Consider the following 16,323-nt stretch of genomic DNA (forward strand, 5'->3'; position numbering starts at 1 on the left):
ACAGTTATTTGCTGTAAGACTTTGCCAGCCTATCCGGGGCCACACCGAGGAAATACCGTATCAGCGTCCACAGGTTCCGGCCCCCGCGCCGGAGCCATCCGGCCCGCTGATAGCGCGCCGCGCTGGTCAGCGCCGCACAGGGCAAGGCGGTCAGCCCCTTGAGGCGGCGCACCAGCGCCACGTCCTCCATCAGCGGCTGGTCGGGGTAGCCGCCTGCGGCCTCATAATCCGCGCGGCGGATCAGCAGGCCCTGATCGCCGTAGGGCAGTCCGAACAGGCGCGACCGCAGGTTGGCCCAGCCGGCCACCCAGGCGGGCATCAGCCCGCGGGCGCGGAAGCGCAGGCGGAAATGGGCGGGGCCGCCCGGCCCGCTTGCCAGATGCTGCGCCACTGCCGCAGCCCAGCCCGGCTCCAGACGGGTGTCGGCGTGCAAAACCAGCAGCCACTCCCCCTGCGCCGCCGCGCAGCCCCGGCGCAGCTGGCCGCCGCGGGACGGCGCGCCGCTGACCCATTCGGCGCCGGCAGCCTGCGCGATGGCGCGGGTGGCGTCGCTCGAGCCGCCGTCTGTGATCACCAGCTCGCGGATCAGGCCTGCCGCCAGCCCCTCCATCAGATGCTCCAGCGCGGCGGGCAGCTCAGCCTCCGCGTTCAGGGTGGGAATGACGATGCTGACCGGCGCGGGCATGGGCTCTCCTGGGGCGGATTTGCTGTTTTCTTCCGCCCTGCTTCCTATATCACTGGGCCAAGCAGTGAAACGCCCCTGAGGCATACAGGAGAATTGACATGAGCATCCGCCGCATCCTGCGCCTGACCGGAAGTGACGCCAAGAGCTTCCTGCAGGATCTTGTGACCAGCAATGTGGACCGGCTGAGCGAGGGCCTGGTCTATGCCGCGCTGCTGACGCCGCAGGGGAAATACATCGCGGACTTCTTTCTGGCGGCGGACGGCGATGCGGTGCTGCTGGATGTGGAGGCGTCGCTGGCCGAGGGGCTGCTGAAACGGCTGAACATGTACCGGCTGCGCGCCGACGTGCAGCTGGAGATGACGGACCTGCAGGTGAAGCGCGGCACCGGGGACGCGCCGGAGGGCGCGCTGGCGGATCCGCGCCATGCGGAGATGGGCTGGCGGCTCTATGGCGCCGAAGGCGGCGATGACGGCACCGATTGGGATGCGATCCGGGTTGCCCATTGCATCCCCGAGACCGGTATCGAGCTGGGGCCGGAGAGCTATATCCTGGAAGCCGGGTTCGAAGCGCTGAGCGGCGTTGATTTCCGCAAGGGCTGCTATGTCGGCCAGGAGGTGACGGCGCGGATGAAGCACAAGACCGAGCTGCGCAAGGGCTTGCGCACGGTGACGGTCGATGGCGCGGCGCCGGTGGGCACCGGGATCACCGCCGGCGGCAAACCGGTTGGCACGCTGTTCACCCAGTCCGGCGGCAGGGGCATCGCCTATCTGCGGTTCGACCGCGCCAAGGGGGAGATGCAGGCGGGGGATGCCCGCGTCACCTGGCAAGAGTGAGCGGGGCAGCCGTGAGCGGGCTGAACCGGACGGTTCTTTCCCTGCTGGGCGCGGAAGTTGCGCACGCCCGCCCGCTGCACGGCGGCGACCTGTCGGAGGTGCGGCTGCTGACGCTGAGCGATGGCCGCCAGGCGGTGGCCAAGACCGGGCCGCTGGTGGCGGCCGAGGCCGCGATGCTGCGCGCGATCCGGGACGCCGGCGCGCCGGCGCCGGAGGTTCTGGGCGTGGCAGGCCCTGTGCTGCTGATGGACGCGCTGGAGGAAACCGCGGCCGGCGCAGAAGGCTGGCAGGCGCTGGGGCATTCCTTGCGGCAGCTGCATTCTGTCACCGGCCCGCACTACGGCTGGGCGGAGGACTACGCCTTTGGGGGTGTTGAGATTCCCAATGCGCCGCTGGAAAACTGGGTGGAATTCTGGGCCAGCCGCCGCCTGCTGGCAAGCCCGGACGCCCTGCCCCGCGATCTGCGGCAGCGGGTTGAGGCGCTTTGCCTCCGGCTGCCGGAGCTGCTGCCCGCCGCGCCGCCTGCCGCGCTGCTGCATGGCGATCTGTGGAGCGGCAATGTGCTGTTCAGCGGTCCTGCCGCCTATCTGATCGACCCGGCCTGTTACTGGGGGCATGGCGAGGTGGATCTGGCGATGCTGCATCTGTTCGGCGCGCCGCCTGCCGCGTTTCACGACGCCTACGGGGAACCGGAGCCAGGATACGAGGCGCGCCGTGCCATCTATCAGCTGTGGCCCGCGCTGGTGCATCTGCGGCTGTTCGGCAGCGGCTACCGCAGCATGGTGGTGGCCCGCCTGGACGCGCTGGGGTTCTGACAAGCCTCTGTTCATCTCCTTGCGTTAGGATCGCCGTCAGATTTGCTGAAAGGGTATTTGATGCGACTGATGTTTGGAGTTTGTTTCGCCGCGCTGGCGGCCTCCCCGGCCTGGGCGGAGTACTGGAATTTCAAGGACTGGCATGCCGCCACAGAACCCCATGAGACTGAGCAGGATAGCTATCTGACCTGCCGCGCCTGGACCGGCGGCGATGGCGATCCGCTGCTGGCGCTGGAGGTGTTTTCCGGCGATGCCGGCCCGCCTGCGGTCTACCCGATGGCCAAGGTGCAGGAATACGCGCCGCGGCACTACCCGACGCTGATGCAGCAGGGCGGCACGGTGGATTTCATCTTTGACTTCGACCGCAGCTTTTCCATCGCAGCAGGGATCAATTCCTGGATCAACGAGGAAGGGCTGGCGGAGGCCGAAAGCGCGCTGCGGTTCCAGGACCATCTGCCGATGCTGCGGGCGATGCAGCAGGGCAGCTGGGTGGAGATCTGGGCCGGCAACGACATGTTCTACGAGGCCTCGCTCAGCGGGTTCACCGCGGCCTATGGCAAGATGATGGATGAATGCGGTTTCAGCCTGGCGCTGCCGGCGGGGTGACCCGGCCGGTTGCCTGCGCAAAAGTTTTCTGAAAACTTTTGCCAAGACTTTTCTGAAAAGTCTTGGGCGGTGCGCTGAAACAGAAAAAGCCGCCCCCGAGGGAGGGCGGCTTTTCCGCTTTCCGAAGGCGTCCCTGTTCAGGCGCGCTCGGAATATTCCATGGTCTCGGTGTTGACCACGATCATCTCGTCCTGGCCGACGAAGGGCGGCACCATGACCTTGACGCCGTTGTCGAGGATTGCCGGCTTGAAGGAGTTCGCCGCGGTCTGGCCTTTGACGACCGGCTCGGTCTCGACGATCTTGCAGGTGACTTTCTGCGGCACGGTCGCGTTCAGCGCCTCGCTCTCGTAGAATTCCACCACGATGGTCATGCCGTCCTGCAGGAACGGGCGGCGGTCGCCCAGGAGTTCCGCGGGCAGCTCGATCTGCTCATAGGTTTCGGCGTCCATGAACACCAGCATGCCGTCGCTCTCGTAGAGGAACTGCTGGTCCTTCTGCTCCAGGCGGACGCGCTCCACCTTGTCCGCCGAGCGGAAGCGCTCGTTCAGCTTGGAGCCGTTGCGCAGGTTGCGCATCTCGACCTGGGCAAAAGCGCCGCCCTTGCCGGGTTTGACGTGGTCGACCTTCACCGCTGCCCAAAGGCCGCCATTATGTTCCAGCACGTTGCCGGGACGGATTTCGTTGCCGTTGATCTTGGGCATGGGAAAATGCCTTTCAGATGGTTGATGATAATTTGCAAGACCCTATATCTGGCAGGCTGACCGCTGGCAAGACAAGGATATGGTGTGGAGGAAGCGTGAAAAAGCTATGCGCAATTTGCATGAAAGCTATGCATCTGCGCTCTATCCGAATCGTCACACTTCCGTCATAAGCAGCGCTACGCCGAAAATTGCAATAGCAAGAACAACAAGGGATACGAGATGCGAGATTTCGTAGACGGCACCGCTTATAATAACGAGCAAGGCAACCGCGCCCGCAAACTGTTTGCAGCCGTTGTCCTGGCCGCACTGGATGATGCCATCGCCGACGACAAGAAATACGGCAATGGCCCGGAACAGATCGCCCGCTGGGCGCGCTCGCGCGATGGCCGCGAAGTGCTGTCCTGCGCCGGCATCGACCCGAACGAACGGGTTGTGGAAGGCCTGATGGACTTCGTGGGCCGCGGTGTGCGGACCTCGGTTGCACTGTCGCGTGAAGAAAGCGAACGCCGCAACGCTGCGCAGGCTGAAGCCGCCTAAGGCTTCCCTTGCGCATTGCTGAAAAGCGCGCCCTTAGGGGCGCGTTTTTCTTTTTGCACGCCAAGGTTTCCGCAAGGGAACCCTGTCGCGCGGCGGCTGCCGCGGGACGCTTGCGGCACAGCCCCCATGGACGGGGGCGTCTAACCTGCTATGCAGGCCCCTGAACGACGGGGCGCAGGCAGGGAGCAGCGGATGGCACGCGCAATCATGATCCAGGGCACCGGCAGCAATGTCGGCAAGTCACTGCTGGTGGCAGGGCTGGCGCGCGCCTATGTGCGGCGCGGGCTGAAGGTGGCGCCGTTCAAGCCGCAGAACATGTCAAACAACGCCGCCGTCACACCGGAGGGCGGCGAGATCGGCCGGGCGCAGGCATTGCAGGCGCGCGCCGCAAAACGCGCGCCCCATACCGACATGAACCCGGTGCTTTTGAAGCCGGAGACCGACACCGGCGCCCAGGTGATCGTGCAGGGCAAGCGCCGCGGCACCCAAGGGGCCGGGTCCTTCCTGCGCGACAAATCGGGCCTCCTGGAGGCGGCGCTGGAAAGCTTTCACCGGCTGGCGGCGGATGCCGATCTGGTGCTGATCGAGGGGGCGGGCTCCCCGGCCGAGACCAACCTTCGCAAGAACGATATTGCCAACATGGGCTTTGCCTGCGCGGCACAGGTGCCGGTGGTGATTGCCGGCGACATTCACCGCGGCGGAGTGATTGCCCAGATCGTCGGCACCCACGCGGTGCTGGAACCGCAGGACTTGGAGCGGGTCGTGGGCTTCATGGTGAACCGGTTCCGCGGCGACCTGAGCCTGTTTGACGGCGGCCGCGATGATATTGCCGCGCGCACCGGCTGGCCCAGCTTGGGCGTGCTGCCCTGGTTCTGGGACGCCTGGAAACTGCCGGCAGAAGACATGATGGACATCGCCTCGCGCAAGGGCGGCGCCTGCAAGGTGGTGGTCCCGCAGCTGGAGCGGATGGCGAATTTCGACGATCTGGACCCGCTGGCAGCGGAGCCGGAAGTGACGGTGGAGATCGTGCCGCCGGGCCGCGCCCTGCCCGGCGATGCGGATCTGGTGATCCTGCCCGGCAGCAAGTCGACCATCGGCGACCTGAATTACCTGCGCCGCCAGGGCTGGGACATCGACATCCTGGCGCACCACCGCCGCGGCGGCCATGTGCTGGGGCTGTGCGGCGGCTATCAGATGCTGGGCAGGACCATTGACGACCCCGAAGGCGTCGACGGGCGCCCCGGCAAGGTGGACGGGCTGGGCCTGTTGGATGTGCACACGGTGATGGCGGGGGAAAAGCGGGTGACGCTGACCGAGGCGGTGACCCGCGACGGCAACCTGCCGGTCAGCGGCTACGAAATCCACATGGGCCGCACCACCGGCGCCGATTGCGCGCGGGCCTGGCTGAGCATCGAGGGGCGTCCCGAAGGCGCGGCCTCAGCTGACGGGCGGGTCAAAGGCTCCTACCTGCACGGGCTGTTTTCCGCAGACGCTTTCCGCGCCAGCGTGCTGGCGAGCCTGGGGCATGAGAGCCAGGCGGGATACGAGGACGGCGTCGAGGAGGTTCTGGATGCGCTGGCGGATCACCTGGAGCGCTATATGGATCTGGACCGGCTGCTGGAGCTGGCACAGCCGGTGAAATTCTGAGCCCCGGCTGCGGGGCTGGCTGCCGTCCCCTTTCTCCGTCGCCTTCGCTGATGCCGGAAAATGGCGGTCAGGGTTCTGCGTCAAGGATCTGCCAGCTTGCTGGCGCGCAGCGTCCTTGATGCAGGCTCCGGTGCGCCATAGGCATCACAAAGCGAAGGGGATGGGAAAGGGGGAGGCTCCCCCTTTTCTCTTGAGCCGGAAGCGGAAATCTCTCTTGAGGCCAGAGCCGGAAACGGAGACCTGATCCCGGCCCGGATCAGAGCAGATCGTGGGCGGCCAGGGCGCGGTGGATTTCGCGGCGGACCAGCTTGCGCACGTTGCGGGTGATGCGTTCGCCCAGCGGGCCCCGGAGCTCCTCGCGGACGATTGACGCCACCAGATCGCGCAGGCTGTCTTCGTCGAGGTAGCTGTCGCCCTCTTCCTCTGCCAGCGCGTCCATCGCCGCGCCGGTGACGGCGTCCTCCACCACCGTGTCCGCCGGGGTTCCGGCCGTTTCCCGATGCTGCGCGGCCTCGGCGCTGTCCGGAACGACGATCATCTCCGGTTCATCGCCGCCTGCGGCGGCGCCGCGGGCATCCTCCTGCGGCCGGGCCGGCCGGCGGGGCGGCAGCGGCTCATCCCGCCATTCGATGGTGTCGGGGCCGGCGCCCGCAAAAGGCGCCTCGGTCTGGCTGTCCGGCTCCCAATGCTGCTGGGTGGCGGCCTTCGAGGCGGAGCTGCGCGCCTCCATCTCGGCGATCTTGCGGACCACGGAGGCGGCGCGGGCGCCAGCGGTGCTGCTGGCGAGGTTTTCCTCCGTCAGCAGGACAGGCGCGGCCTTAGCGGCCTCTGCGGCCTCATCAGCCTCCGCCTCAGCGTCCGCGCTACGGCCGGCGCCGGCGGCGGCGGCGAACAGGGTGGTTTCGGGGTTGCCCCAGGGCGCGTCCGGTCCGGCGCCTCCGGCGTCCCCGGAGGGCTCCGCCGCGGCGGCGGGCGGGGCCAGGTCTTCGGTATTCTCCTGCCGCGCTTTGGGTTCAGCCCGTTCAGCGGCGAGGTCCCTGTGATGGCGGAAGGCCAGCAACGGCTCTTCCAAAGGCTCCGCCGGGCCGGCAGCAGCTTCGGCGCCGAAGCTGCCGGCATCGGGGCCTTCGCCGCCGGCATCGAAACCGGTTTGCGGCCCCTCCTCCGCGGCTTGCTCTGCCGGTTCCGCCGGTTCCGCCAGGGCCTCTGCGTCCGGCTCTGCGGCAGGCGGGCGGCTGCCTGGGGTTTCGGGCTCCTGCACCCGCAGAGCGGGTGTCAGCACCAGCCGCGCCGCCGGTTCCGGCGCCGCGGGCTGGCTGCGGGTGTCTTCGCTCACCAAGCGGCGGATCGAGGACAATACATCTTCAATCTCAGCGTGGGTAACTGGGTCGGACATTATCTAAAACCACTCTTGCCTCTTGAGTCAGAGTGTAGCCGCCTTCCCGTCACCGCACAACTGATAGGATGAATTGTCAGTTCCGCCCCAAGGCCTTGAGCACCCGGTCCAGATCCTTGCCGCGCTTGCTGTGATGGGCCGGCGCGTCCTTGACCAGGTTGTAATAGAGGGTGGGGTCGTAGATCTCCACCGCCAGGCCGATGTGCTCTGCGGTCAGCAGCCCCTGCGCCTGCAGCAGCTGGTAGGCGGCCAGCGCCTGGTTGGCGCGGGCGTTGACCTGCTCGGTCTGCGCGTCGAGGTATTCCTGCTCAGCCTGCAGCACATCCAGCGTGGTGCGGGCGCCCAGGGTGGCTTCCTCGCGGATGCCGTCAAAGGCCACCTTGGAGGCGCGCACCCGTTCCCCGGAGGAAACCAGGGTGGCGCGGGCGGTTTCGACGTTGAAATATGCCTGGCTGACCGATTGCAGGATCGAGCGCTGGACGTTGATCAGGGTGCCGCGCTCCGCATCAGCGGTGGCAATCGCCCGCCGCCGGGTGGCAGCGTTGAGGCCGCCGGTATAGAGCTCCTGGTTGAGCGACAGCGTGGCGGTGATATCCGAGGAAGTTCCGGTACCCTCGTTCAGGTTCTCGCCGAGGCCCGCGCGGGCGGTGAAGTTCACGCTTGGCCCCAGCGCCTTGGTGGTGGCCTGAACCAGGAGATCCGCGGATTTGACGGAAAACTGCTGCGCCAGCAGGTCCGGCTGGTTGCGCAGGGCAATGGCCTGCGCCCCGTCAAGAGACGCGGTGCGCGCCGGCAGCCGCGGCTGGCCCGCGATGCTGCCCGGCGCATGGCCGACAACCTGCAGATAGGTGGCGCGGGCGGTTTTCAGGGTGCCTTCGGCGTCGGTCAGGTTGGCGCGCGCGGCGGCCACCCGGCTTTCGGCCAGCGCCACATCGGTGCGGGTGACCTCACCGACCTCGAACCGGTCCTGGGCTGCCTTCTGCTCTTCCTGCAGCAGGCGCAGGTTGTTGCGGCGCAGCGACACGTTCTCCTGCCCCTGCAGCACGCCGATATAGGCCTGAACCGCCGAGAACAGCACCTGCTGTTCAATGCTGATCAGCCGCTGGCGGGTGGCCAGCACCAGTTCCTGCGCCGCCTGCTTGCGCAGCCGGGTCTCGCCGCCGTCGAACACCAGCTGGGTCAGCTGCAGCTGGGTGCGGATCTCATTGTCGGTGAACTCGTTGAAGTTGCCGAACTGGCTGGTGCCGCGGGTATAGGTATGGGTGGCGGAGGTGGTCCATTCGATCACCGGGCGCAGCCGGGCAACGCCTGCTGCAACATCTTCGTCCGCGGCGCGCAGCAGCGCCCGGTTCTGCTCCAGAAGGCCGCTGGTCTTATACGCGCCGATCATCGCGTCGGACAGGTTGTCCGCCGCGGCCTTCAGCGGCATCAGCGCCGTGGCTGCCACGCCGCCGGCAAATACAAAAGCCTTAAACACACTCGCCGGAAATTTCATTCGCATCGATTGCCTTATCTTTTGCCGCGCCGCCAGCCGCGGTGAGTTTTTCCCTGATCCGGGCGCGCTGTGAACGGCGCCCGGCCCCTCGTCTTTCCGGTGCGGCCGACCCGGCCGGCCGCAGCGCCCGGCCCGAAGGCTCAGAGCGCGAATTCCTTTGCCGCGGCAAAGCCCGGCAGCACCGGCGCGCTGGCGTTGAATTCGAACCGCCAGGAGATCCGGCCGCCGGTTTTGTAGCCGATTTTCACCTCACCCAGGGCGCCGGTCATCATCAGCGCGGCAATGCGGCCGCCGTCCTTGAGCTGGTCCAGCAGTGCCGCGGGCAGGTCCTCGGCGCCGCCCTGCACCAGGATCACGTCGTAGGCGCCGTGTTCCGCCGCGCCCTCGGCCAGCGGGCCGCTGTGCACGATGGCATTGTCGGCGCCGGTCTCGCTCAGCAGCTCCTGCGCGTCCGCGGCCATTGCCTCATCTTCCTCGACGCCGATCACCATCTGCGCGATCCGGGCCGCAACCGCGGTGGAATAGCCCAGCCCGCAGGCCACATCGAGCACCAGTTCGTCGTTTTGCAGATCGACCGCGTCTAGCATCTTGGCCAGGGTGCGCGGCTCCAGCAGCACACGGCCGCCGCCCAGCCGCACGTTCTGGTCGGCATAGGCCGCCTCGCGCTGCGAGTCCGGCACGAATTTCTCCCGCGGGACCGCCAGCATGGCCTCGATGATCGGGTATTTGGTGACATCCGAGGGACGGATCTGGGTATCCACCATCATGCGGCGGCGCTCAGTGAATTCTGGCATCTGCTAAACTCATTTGTTCAGTCGGTCAGGCCGGTTGTGGCACATCCCGGCAAGCACGGCAACGGGGCCTTTGCGCGCGAAGGGCTAAAGTAGTGCAGCGCTGCCGCGGGGCAACGGCCGCTGCGCATCCGCGCAAAAAGGCCAGCGGCCCGATCGGCCGCCGGCGAGGGATGTCACAGGGATGCGCCGCCGCTGCGGCGGGCGGCGCAGCTACAGGGCGCAGGATTTGCAGAAGGGCGAGGCCGGGCGCTGGTCGAGCCAGTCGTCGCCGATGTCGTCGCCGCAGATCCGGCAATAGCCGTAGGAGCCCTCGCGCAGGCGGGCCAGGGCGGCCTCGATCCGGCGCAGCTCCTCCAGGCTGGCCCAGGGCAGCACTTCGATCGCGCAGCCGGCGCCCCGTTCGGCCCGCGGCTGGCGGCGGGAGCCCATCCGCGCCGCCGCCGGGGCCGCGCCGGCCCGCGACAGCAGCCCGGCCAGTTGCTGGCGCCGCGCTTCAAGCAGTTCTCTTCTGGCGGAAAAGTCCATCGTCCAAACCCTCCAGTTCAGGTTTCGCGCACTCTGCCCCCGGGGTCGGTTCCATCTCCTTGATCCAGGTCAAGATATCCGCGATTTACGGGGATTGCACTATCTTATAAGTTGCAAATTTCTGGTAAATCCCCATCGAACCGGAGGCTGCGCCTACCCGGCCGCGGCGCCGGCGCAGGTCTTGCACAGCGGCGCCGCGGGCAGCAGGTCCAGCCGCGCGTCCGAAATCCGGCCGCCGCAAGCAGCGCAGATGCCGTAGGTGCCCGCCTTGATCCGCTCCAGCGCGGCGTCGATCCGGCGCAGCTCGTCCAGCTCCGCCTTGCCGAGGCTTTCCAGCACCTCGTCGCCCTGGCGCTCGGAGGCGCGGTCCTCCCAGTCCTTCGGCATCGGCGCGTCCAGCGTGTGCTCGACCTTGGCAAGATGGCCGGTCAGTTCGGCGCGGCGCGCCTCCAGCGCCTGCTTGCGGGTGGATAGATCCATGGTTCTGCCCTCCTCGGGGTTGGTTTGCACGTCACGGTAGACCGCCGCCGCACCGGCCGCCTTGACCTCGCTCAACCGTGCAGGCGGCGCCGGCCCGCAAATCCGCCGGCCCGAAAAACCTCTGGCCTGCAAATCCTCTGGCCTGCAAATCCTCTGGCCTGTGCCGGGGCGGCTTGCTAGACATCCGCCAAAGAGGTTTGAGCAGAGATGAGGAGCCTTCACCGATGATGCGGATTTTGACCTGTGCGCTGCTGCTGCTGGGGCTGGCGGCCTGCGAGACCGCCAAGGGCGCCGGGCGCGACATTTCCAAGGCCGGCAACGCGATCAGCGGCGTGGCGCAGGACGTGCAGAACAGCTTCTGAGCCGCCCGCACGCACGGTTTGAAGAACGCCCGGCCAGCCGCCGGGCGGTCTTGTTTCAGGGTCCGGGCGTCAGATCCCCAGCATCGCCTTGGCTTCGGCCAGGGTTGCGACCGAGCTGGCGTGGTCGCCGCTGTCATGCAGCGCCTGGCCTTCGTCGCGCAGTTCCTGGACCGTTGCCAGATCCGCCTCCGACAGTTCAGTGCCTGCGGCCAGCGCGGCGTCGATGGCGGCAATGTCAGCGGGGCACTGCCCGGCCAGAAGCGGCGACGCCAAGAGGGTGATCGCGGCGGCCAAAGTCAGGTGTTTCATGGTGTTATCCTCCCCAGATGAACGGGGTTGAGGATAGCATGGAACGGGTGCGGTTTCAGGCAGGAGTTGCGCGGAGGCCGCGGATGGGCGGAGAGTGGCGCATGGGTGTTGGCGGTAGATGGTGGGCAGGATTACCCACCCTACGGGTATTAGGGCTAGGTCAGATCAATACACGGAGGGCAGCGCCCGGCCCGGCGGGGTGGGAAGCGAAGCGCCCGCACCGTGGGGGACGGGACGGGCGCTGCCCGGCCTGGCGACCGGGCGTTTCTGTAGTTGGGAATTGACGCTTCACTCCCAGCCTTTGGCGCCAGATGAAAGATACTCTTGAATATCAACCCTTGAGGGTTTCATATCTTGTTCAACAGACACGAAAGGACGACGATGGCAAAGATCTTTATTAACGCTGCAGATGGTATTGTTGATATCGAAGCAGACAGTGACTCGTTGTCAGACGTGACTGATCACGCGCTCAGACTACTTGAGACCATTCAATCCGTCGCTGGGGCAAATCTAGTAGGAACTCCAGAACCAGTTGGCCAAACCGTTGATGAAGTTGCAACTGATGAAGCAACAATTGCCCCAAATCCTGAGCCGACAAAAAAGAAAAGAAGATCCAAAGGTGGCGGAAAAACTAAGAACTGGAAAGTCGTACCCGAATTTCTGACTGACGACCAGTGGAAAAGCGTTAAAGATTTTTACTTCGAGAAAGCACCTAATACCCAAAATGAACAAGTAGCGGTCCTTTGTTACACCTTATCGGAGCAATCGAATTCTACAGCGTTTGATGGGCATGAGATTCACACAGCCTTTCAAAGCGTTGGTGTAAAAACACCGGCAAACTTGGCTGGTGTGTTTGGAAACATGACTGGGGCAGGTCTAGGCCGCCAAGTCGATGGAAAGTTTGAACTAATGTTCCGAGGTAAAGAGTTGGTCCAACACGAACTTCCTAGGCAAGTAAAGCTGAATGCCTGACTTAGAAAACTTAGTGGCATCTGAGGTGTTTCAAGGCCTGAATAAGGTCCAGCAAGCTGAAGTGATAATTTGGGCGAAAACGATGCAAGGAATCTCCTGCGTTACTATAAGTGATCTTTCTTCAAGTTTTGTAGACATTGGGTTGCACAGACCGAACACCACACGACTGAGAGACGGTTTAAGAAAGTCCCGCAACGTTTTAACTGTAAAAAGAGATGCTTACGCGCCCAGCAAGGTCTTCGAACAGGATTGCCTAAAGAAATTCTCCGGCTTTCTAACTAGAAAGAAACCGGAAATAGAAGAAGCTATCTTGCCGGATGATTTTCTAGCTGAGGAACCCAAGTTACTTCAAAGCCTAGGCAGGCAAGTCAACGCCACCTACCAGTTTGAATGCTATGACTCTACTTCAGTCATGATGCGCAGGCTTATGGAAGCACTTATTATTCGAGCATTCAACAAGAATGGAGCGCGTGCAGAAATCCTTGATGGCAAAGAGTATCTACCGCTAGAAAAACTCATTGATGCATCCGACAAGACCACATCGTTCAAATTGTCGCGCGGAGTGCGCAAAGCGATGCTGAGGATAAAGCTACTAGGTGACAAAGGAGCGCACTCTCCAACTTACTCGGTAAGGAAGCAAGATGTAGATGAGCTATCTACCGACTATCGGGCGACAATTGCTGATTTGTTGTCAACCTAGCTCAACGTCCCGTCAAAGCACCGCATCACATTCTGAAGCACGAAATCAATTGGCTGCGCCAAGTGCTTTCGCCCGCGCGCCCTCGGAAATGGCCAGCTTTAGCTGTCCATTTTGAGGGCGGAAATGAACGCTTCCTGCGGGATGTCCACCTTGCCGAACTGGCGCATCTTCTTCTTGCCCGCCTTTTGCTTGTCCAGAAGCTTGCGCTTCCGGGTGGCGTCGCCGCCGTAGCATTTGGCGGTCACGTCCTTGCGCAGGGCGGAGAGGGTCTCGCGGGCGATCACCTTGCCGCCGATGGCGGCCTGGATCGGGATCTTGAACATGTGGCGCGGGATCAGCTCCTTGAGCTTCTCGCACATCGCCCGGCCGCGCATCTCGGCCCGGTCGCGGTGCACCATGGTGGAGAGCGCATCGACCGGCTCGTCGTTCACCAGCACCGACATTTTCACCAGGTTGTCCTCGCGGTAGCCGGTCATCTGGTAGTCGAAGGAGGCATAGCCCTTGGTCACCGATTTCAGGCGGTCGTAGAAGTCGAACACCACCTCGTTCAGCGGCAGGTCATAGACCACCATGGCGCGGGAGCCGGCGTAGGACAGGTCCATCTGGATGCCGCGGCGGTCCTGGCAGAGCTTCAGCACGTCGCCGAGGTAGTCGTCGGGCACCAGGATGGTCGCCTTGATGCGCGGCTCCTCCATGTGGTCGACCTTGGAGGGATCGGGCATGTCGGCGGGGTTGTGCAGCTCGATCATCTCCCCGTCTTTCATGTAGACGTGGTAGATCACGCTCGGCGCGGTGGTGATCAGCTCGATGTCATATTCGCGCTCGATCCGGTCGCGGATCACCTCCAGGTGCAAGAGGCCCAGGAAGCCGCAGCGGAAGCCGAAGCCGAGGGCGGCGGAGGTTTCCATTTCGAAGGAGAAGGAAGCGTCATTGAGCGCCAGCTTGTCGATGGCGTCGCGCAGGTCCTCGAATTCGGCCGAGTCGACCGGGAACAACCCGCAGAACACCACCGGCTGGGCGGGCTTGAAGCCCGGCAGCGCCTTCTCGGTGCCGTTGCGGTCGTTGGTGATGGTGTCGCCGACGCGGGTGTCGCGCACCTGCTTGATCGAGGCGGTGAGGAAGCCGATTTCACCGGGCCCGAGCTCATCCACCACCTGCATGGCGGGGCGGAAGACGCCGATGCGGTCGACGTGGTGCAGGGTGCCGTTCGACATGAACTTGACCCGCATGCCTTTTTTCAGCACGCCGTCCATGATGCGGACCAGAACGATCACGCCGAGGTAGCTGTCGTACCAGGAGTCGACCAGCATGGCTTTGAGCGGCGCGTCGCGGGTGCCCTCGGGCGCGGGCAGGTGCTGGACGATCGCCTCCAGCGTTTCGCGGATGCCCTGGCCGGTCTTGGCCGACACCTGGATGGCGCCGGTGGCATCGATACCGATCACGTCCTCGATCTGCTCCGCCACCCGGTCGCAGTCGGAGGCCGGCAGGTCGATCTTGTTCAGCACCGGCACGATCTCATGATCCGCGTCGATCGCCTGGTAGACGTTGGCCAGCGTCTGCGCTTCCACCCCTTGGGTCGAGTCGACGACCAGCAGCGAGCCCTCAACCGCGCGCATGGAGCGGGAGACCTCATAGGCAAAGTCGACGTGGCCGGGGGTGTCGATCAGGTTCAAGACATAGGTCTCGCCGTTCTGCGCGGTGTAGTCGATGCGCACGGTGTTGGCCTTGATGGTGATCCCGCGCTCGCGCTCGATGTCCATGGCGTCGAGCAGCTGTTCTTTCATATCGCGGTCCTTCACCGTTCCGGTCTCCTGGATGAGCCGGTCAGCGAGGGTGGATTTGCCATGGTCGATATGGGCGACGATGGAGAAATTGCGGATGTGAGCGAGGTCAGTCATGCTGAGGCATATGATTTGGATTCGGGGTTTGGTCAAGCTCTGGCGACGCAGTTTAGGAAGCAGAATTGTCTCACGTTTCAGCAATTGTGGATTGGGTGCGCGACGAAAGCACCGCAAGCGAAAAAATCTTCACCACGGCATGGCATAGTCTCAGATGCCTTCCCTTGGTTTTTCTGGATCGGGACGACAAGCGTACCCTTCACAGTTTCAGGCTCGCCGTGAGTGTCAGTACAGCAGCCTACTACCCCGAGACCCGCGACAAATTAAGCGCAACGACCAATAAGCCGCCTTACTTAGACCCAGACTCTCCATTCATGGACGCCTACCGATCCTTAAAGCTGGCTTTGGCAACTGCCACTTCAACTTCCGCCAATGGCAGAGCCAGGAATAGTGAACTGTGCTTGGCTGATGGCTTCGACGCACTAACCGCCTCTGAACACTACACCGGCGCCGCCCTTGATGGTCCGAATTATCCAGCGAAGGACACAGCTGAACAACTCTGCAGCCAGATTACCAATAAAATTGAGAGAGAGCTAGATCGGCTAAGAGAGTCCTCTCAACTAACAGAAGTTCTCGCCAACGAACCTCTATGGCCAAGCCAATTTAATGCGATGGAGCTCGGGCACAACTACGCATTTTCTGAAGCCTTTGACACATTCGATTTGAAAGCAGCGTCTACCCCTGAAACCTGGGGGTTCTGGCGAAATTGGTACCAAGGTTTCATTGATGGCAAACCGCTCAACTGGAACCTCCAGCGCCGAGTTGCGACAGAAATTTCCGACGCCACCTGGGACGCAGGCCCTGAAGCCGTCGCTGCCGAAATCGAGCGTATCAGAGCTGAATTCGGCGCTCTGCATGCAGGCAAGGAAAGGTTCCCCAAGCACGAACCCAGCTCCGTAAACCACTTGTTCGAAAACCGGGTTATCGCCTCTGCAGGCCTGCAAGGCCTTGCGGCGCAAGTCACTTACAGCATTGAGCGCTTTCATGCGGAGACTGGTGCCAATGCCCTCCCTGAAGCGCTGGAGCCTTTGACGGCTTTGCCTGCTTTGCTGCTGGCGGTGAACTCAACAATTCAGGAGGCCCCGCGCGACAGGGCCATTGCGAGCGAAACAGAAGATCAGCTGCGGGCAGAGATTGGCCGCCTGAATGCGAAAGTCGCTCAGCTTGAAAACGAACTTTTGAGAGCGAGCGCCGCTAAACCCTCAGTTTTCTCCGATGCCTTCAAAAAGCAACTGGGCACAAGTCTGGGCGACTGGAAACTGTACGCGGCTCTTTGCACTGGCCTGTGGTTCGTGAGCGGAGACACCGAAGGCACACAGCGCCGGCTTGAGAACATCTCCCACTATAGAGACATGATTTTTGGTGACGTTTCTTCGCCTTCCAAGGCCGCTTCGACACGCACAACGGCGGCGGCAGAAAGTGTTATAGAAATCTAGCCCCCCGCCCGGCGGCGGTCAGCACCATCGGGCGGCGGCCGTGGTCGATCAGCTCGCTGTCCAATGCCTTTTCCAGGTTGCGCATCTGCTGGCTGACCGCGGGCTGGCTGAGGCCGGTCATCTCGGCGGCCT

18 protein-coding genes and 1 pseudogene are annotated in these 16,323 nt (G+C 63.9%); 9 read left to right on the forward strand and 10 right to left on the reverse strand.

All coding sequences use genetic code 11. From position 1 onward, the window contains the following. Nucleotides 1-4: 4 nt before the first annotated feature. Nucleotides 5-685 carry a TIGR04283 family arsenosugar biosynthesis glycosyltransferase gene (locus tag AB1A62_RS19385; protein WP_366663118.1) on the reverse strand — a complete coding sequence of 227 codons (681 nt, stop codon included), beginning with the start codon at nt 683-685 and terminating at the stop codon, nt 5-7. Between the two features lie 98 nt (nt 686-783). Here AB1A62_RS19385 and AB1A62_RS19390 point away from each other — a divergent pair, with 98 nt between their 5' ends. The 3 genes from AB1A62_RS19390 to AB1A62_RS19400 all read left to right on the forward strand — a co-directional run bounded on the left by AB1A62_RS19390 (nt 784) and on the right by AB1A62_RS19400 (nt 2,939). Further along, entirely contained in the window at nt 784-1,518 is a 735-nt protein-coding gene (locus AB1A62_RS19390; RefSeq protein WP_366663119.1) for a folate-binding protein, read from the forward strand. 11 nt (nt 1,519-1,529) lie between these two features. Next, the gene (locus AB1A62_RS19395; protein WP_366663131.1) at nt 1,530-2,333 is read left to right on the forward strand and encodes a fructosamine kinase family protein; all 804 of its coding nucleotides are present in this window, start codon (nt 1,530-1,532) and stop codon (nt 2,331-2,333) included. Nucleotides 2,334-2,402: 69 nt separating this feature from the next. After that, nucleotides 2,403-2,939, forward strand: coding sequence for a hypothetical protein (locus AB1A62_RS19400; RefSeq protein ID WP_366663120.1), 537 nt, complete (start codon nt 2,403-2,405; stop codon nt 2,937-2,939). 137 nt (nt 2,940-3,076) lie between these two features. Here AB1A62_RS19400 and efp read toward each other — a convergent pair whose 3' ends face one another. After that, nucleotides 3,077-3,640 carry an elongation factor P gene (gene efp, locus AB1A62_RS19405; protein WP_065270015.1) on the reverse strand — a complete coding sequence of 188 codons (564 nt, stop codon included), beginning with the start codon at nt 3,638-3,640 and terminating at the stop codon, nt 3,077-3,079. 219 nt (nt 3,641-3,859) lie between these two features. Here efp and AB1A62_RS19410 point away from each other — a divergent pair, with 219 nt between their 5' ends. Continuing rightward, a complete protein-coding gene (locus AB1A62_RS19410) occupies nt 3,860-4,177 on the forward strand; it encodes a DUF6280 family protein (protein ID WP_008556013.1) in 318 nt (105 codons plus the stop codon). A 192-nt stretch (nt 4,178-4,369) separates the two neighbouring features. Then, complete coding sequence (locus tag AB1A62_RS19415; protein WP_366663121.1) at nt 4,370-5,824, forward strand: cobyric acid synthase; 1,455 nt, start codon at nt 4,370-4,372, stop codon at nt 5,822-5,824. A gap of 256 nt (nt 5,825-6,080) precedes the next feature. Here AB1A62_RS19415 and AB1A62_RS19420 read toward each other — a convergent pair whose 3' ends face one another. The 5 genes from AB1A62_RS19420 to AB1A62_RS19440 all read right to left on the reverse strand — a co-directional run bounded on the left by AB1A62_RS19420 (nt 6,081) and on the right by AB1A62_RS19440 (nt 10,514). Then, nucleotides 6,081-7,220 carry a hypothetical protein gene (locus tag AB1A62_RS19420; RefSeq protein ID WP_366663122.1) on the reverse strand — a complete coding sequence of 380 codons (1,140 nt, stop codon included), beginning with the start codon at nt 7,218-7,220 and terminating at the stop codon, nt 6,081-6,083. A gap of 76 nt (nt 7,221-7,296) precedes the next feature. Continuing rightward, entirely contained in the window at nt 7,297-8,721 is a 1,425-nt protein-coding gene (locus tag AB1A62_RS19425; RefSeq protein ID WP_366663123.1) for a TolC family outer membrane protein, read from the reverse strand. 134 nt (nt 8,722-8,855) lie between these two features. Further along, complete coding sequence (locus tag AB1A62_RS19430) at nt 8,856-9,509, reverse strand: protein-L-isoaspartate O-methyltransferase (protein WP_366663124.1); 654 nt, start codon at nt 9,507-9,509, stop codon at nt 8,856-8,858. A 210-nt stretch (nt 9,510-9,719) separates the two neighbouring features. Then, nucleotides 9,720-10,034 carry a TraR/DksA C4-type zinc finger protein gene (locus tag AB1A62_RS19435; protein ID WP_366663125.1) on the reverse strand — a complete coding sequence of 105 codons (315 nt, stop codon included), beginning with the start codon at nt 10,032-10,034 and terminating at the stop codon, nt 9,720-9,722. Between the two features lie 153 nt (nt 10,035-10,187). Continuing rightward, complete coding sequence (locus tag AB1A62_RS19440; protein ID WP_366663132.1) at nt 10,188-10,514, reverse strand: TraR/DksA C4-type zinc finger protein; 327 nt, start codon at nt 10,512-10,514, stop codon at nt 10,188-10,190. A gap of 224 nt (nt 10,515-10,738) precedes the next feature. On the opposite strand from AB1A62_RS19440, the gene AB1A62_RS19445 reads away from it, so the two are divergent. Then, complete coding sequence (locus tag AB1A62_RS19445) at nt 10,739-10,876, forward strand: entericidin A/B family lipoprotein (RefSeq protein WP_174146532.1); 138 nt, start codon at nt 10,739-10,741, stop codon at nt 10,874-10,876. 69 nt (nt 10,877-10,945) lie between these two features. Here AB1A62_RS19445 and AB1A62_RS19450 read toward each other — a convergent pair whose 3' ends face one another. Continuing rightward, complete coding sequence (locus tag AB1A62_RS19450) at nt 10,946-11,185, reverse strand: hypothetical protein (protein WP_366663126.1); 240 nt, start codon at nt 11,183-11,185, stop codon at nt 10,946-10,948. Nucleotides 11,186-11,566: 381 nt separating this feature from the next. Here AB1A62_RS19450 and AB1A62_RS19455 point away from each other — a divergent pair, with 381 nt between their 5' ends. Beyond that, the gene (locus AB1A62_RS19455; protein WP_366663127.1) at nt 11,567-12,157 is read left to right on the forward strand and encodes a hypothetical protein; all 591 of its coding nucleotides are present in this window, start codon (nt 11,567-11,569) and stop codon (nt 12,155-12,157) included. Continuing rightward, the gene (locus tag AB1A62_RS19460) at nt 12,150-12,857 is read left to right on the forward strand and encodes a hypothetical protein (RefSeq protein WP_366663128.1); all 708 of its coding nucleotides are present in this window, start codon (nt 12,150-12,152) and stop codon (nt 12,855-12,857) included. Before AB1A62_RS19455 ends, AB1A62_RS19460 begins: the two co-directional genes overlap by 8 nt. Nucleotides 12,858-12,955: 98 nt before the next feature. Here the strand turns inward: AB1A62_RS19460 and lepA are convergent, their stop codons facing one another. Next, a complete protein-coding gene (gene lepA / locus AB1A62_RS19465; RefSeq protein WP_366663129.1) occupies nt 12,956-14,755 on the reverse strand; it encodes a translation elongation factor 4 in 1,800 nt (599 codons plus the stop codon). A gap of 95 nt (nt 14,756-14,850) precedes the next feature. Here lepA and AB1A62_RS19470 point away from each other — a divergent pair, with 95 nt between their 5' ends. After that, the gene (locus AB1A62_RS19470) at nt 14,851-16,191 is read left to right on the forward strand and encodes a hypothetical protein (RefSeq protein ID WP_366663130.1); all 1,341 of its coding nucleotides are present in this window, start codon (nt 14,851-14,853) and stop codon (nt 16,189-16,191) included. 4 nt (nt 16,192-16,195) lie between these two features. On the opposite strand, the pseudogene AB1A62_RS19475 reads toward AB1A62_RS19470, so the two are convergent. Continuing rightward, nucleotides 16,196-16,323: pseudogene (locus AB1A62_RS19475) on the reverse strand (LysR family transcriptional regulator); the annotation flags it as partial.

This window comes from Leisingera sp. JC11 (genome assembly GCF_040704725.1).
Lineage (GTDB): Bacteria > Pseudomonadota > Alphaproteobacteria > Rhodobacterales > Rhodobacteraceae > Leisingera.